Genomic DNA, 2,230 nt, shown 5'->3' with positions numbered 1-2,230 from the left:
AACGGCCGCCAAAGTGCCATCGGCAATGTCCGTCATCTGACGCCGCCCCCACCCAAAGGCAAAGACGCCCAGCCCGACAAGCAGAACCGCTGTCAGCGATACAGAAGGTAAGTCGATACTAAATATCTGTTTTTTCCAACTATTAATTTGATTGATTGCTACAGCTAAATCTCCGGTAATTTCTCGTTCTAAACCAAAGCCAAATAAACCGTCTATGAGCAAGTCGCAATTTTTGACCGGGGAAATATTATCAACAAAATTAACTCCTAAAGATTGGAGATACTTACTATGAGCATTTGTTAATTCTTTAAGTTTTGGTATCGGGCAGTAAACTATTATTTCATAACCTTGGAAATATAATTCTCTGGCTATGACTAAAGCATCTCCGCCATTATGACCAGGACCTACTAATATACCAATTTTACTAATATTACGATTGAATAATTTTACGATTCTTCGTGTTACTAATCCTGCAACTTTTTCCATTAATGCTGCTACTGGCATTCCGGCAACAAATATTCGTTCTTCTATTTGTCGCATTTGGGCAGCAGTAACTACAAATTTTTCTTTAGTATTGTTCATTGATTTTAGGGAGTAGGGAGTAGAGAGTAGGGAGTAGGGAGTAGAAAAGAAGAAAAAATGTACCTCAATAACTTGAGAAACGCTATATAAGATTCAGCAAACCCTAATTACCTATGTTTAAAAGTATAGGACTTACTAAAAGGATTTTTTGTCTTTTTTCTTCTTGATACATAAGGGACTTGAAATTTTACTTAAAGCAGTTTTGGAGGGTGCATCTCATATTTACAAAAATACTTTTTTCCTATATATTCCCTATTCTCTATTCCCTATTCTATATTCCCTGTTGCCTGTTGCCTAAAAATGTATTTCAATCAACTTTTAAATTTAACTTCTGACTGACTTTTAACGACCAAAGTAAATAACCACATTAACAAACCCCGAATCTAATAAATAGCGTTGCCACTTTTCTGCTATTTCTTCCTTTTCAAAAGGTCCTATCGCTACATTTTCGGGAATTTCTGTCACTTGAATACCTTGGTCGGGAATTCCTAATAATCGCAATTTATATGTAATTAAAGCTAAATTTGTTGACTTACTAGGAATTAATAAATAATAAGATTTACTATTACTTAGTCCATAAGCAATTGAACGTTTAACTGGAGGATATACACTAGCTGCTAAAATTGCAGGTTTTACAGGTTCACCAAAAGCTTCATTTGAATCAAGTTTTTCTAGTTGGGCATTAATTCCTCTTTCTTCTAAATAATCTAATAAATCTAAAGCGAAAAATAACTGAGAAAAACTTCCTACTTGAATTACAGTGCTGCCTGCAAAAGACCGCAATACTGCTCTTGGTTCAATTTTTCGCCGAATAATTCCTAACAATAATGCACTGTCTGATTCAATATAGACAACATACTGTAAATTGGGAAATGGATTTACTTCGATAGGATTAAATATTGGTTCTTGTTGTTGAATTGATGGTCTTACTGTTGATGGAGGTAAGACTTCAGGATATTTTGGAAAACTGGAATTTTCTGCTATTAATGGTGTTTGTTTTTTTGTATTGCTATTGGAGCTAAAAGTTGTGGTGTTGCTTTGAATTTGATTGGTGGCTAAAGTTTGAGCTTTAATTACTTTTCCCTGAGCGATAGTTTGGTTATTTATCGCTAAAAATCCTCCTAATATAATTGATAATAATGATTTTTTTGAAATTCTGTAGTTTAATATTAAAAATAATTGGTTTAGCATGGTGAGTCGAGCCAATAAATGATGATTTTTAGTAGGCGTTTGAACATAGTTTATTACATGGGTAAAACAAAGTGAAATTATATATAGCAATTCCCAAAAAGCGTGAGGTACAAAATTATTTTGCTTTAGGGAGTAGAGAGTAGGGAGTAGGGAGTAGAAAAAAAGAAAAATAACTGTAAATCAGTAACTTGAGAAACACTATATAGCAGTCCTAAATTATCTTTTTATTTTGGGTTTAATACCCCACCGTCTACACGATATTAACAATTGGTTGGGGTTTGAGTCCCCATCCATTTTTTCTTCCTTCTTCTTTCTTCTTCAATAGTGAAAATTTTATCATTTTCTTTGTGGGTTTAATACCCCACCGTCTACACGGTGTTCAAAATTACTTGGGGTTAGAATCCCCATGTAATTTTCCTCCTGTCTCCTGTCTCCTGTCTCCTGTCTCCTTCTTCAA

Annotated in this window: 2 protein-coding genes; both read right to left on the bottom strand. The window is 34.3% G+C overall.

Features of this window, described 5'->3' with window-relative positions:
- Positions 1-582, bottom strand: a 582-nt coding sequence (locus F6K13_RS29565; RefSeq protein WP_287289349.1) for an NAD(P)H-hydrate epimerase, incomplete at its 3' end; no start/stop codon positions are given.
- A gap of 342 nt (positions 583-924) precedes the next feature.
- Positions 925-1,773 carry a hypothetical protein gene (locus F6K13_RS29560; protein WP_287289347.1) on the bottom strand — a complete coding sequence of 283 codons (849 nt, stop codon included), beginning with the start codon at positions 1,771-1,773 and terminating at the stop codon, positions 925-927.
- Positions 1,774-2,230 lie beyond the last annotated feature (457 nt).

It is taken from the genome of Okeania sp. SIO2B9 (genome assembly GCF_010672505.1).
Lineage (GTDB): Bacteria > Cyanobacteriota > Cyanobacteriia > Cyanobacteriales > Microcoleaceae > Okeania > Okeania hirsuta.
The sequence above is the reverse complement of the archived record's forward strand: the minus strand, read 5'-3'. Positions and strand labels throughout refer to the sequence as shown.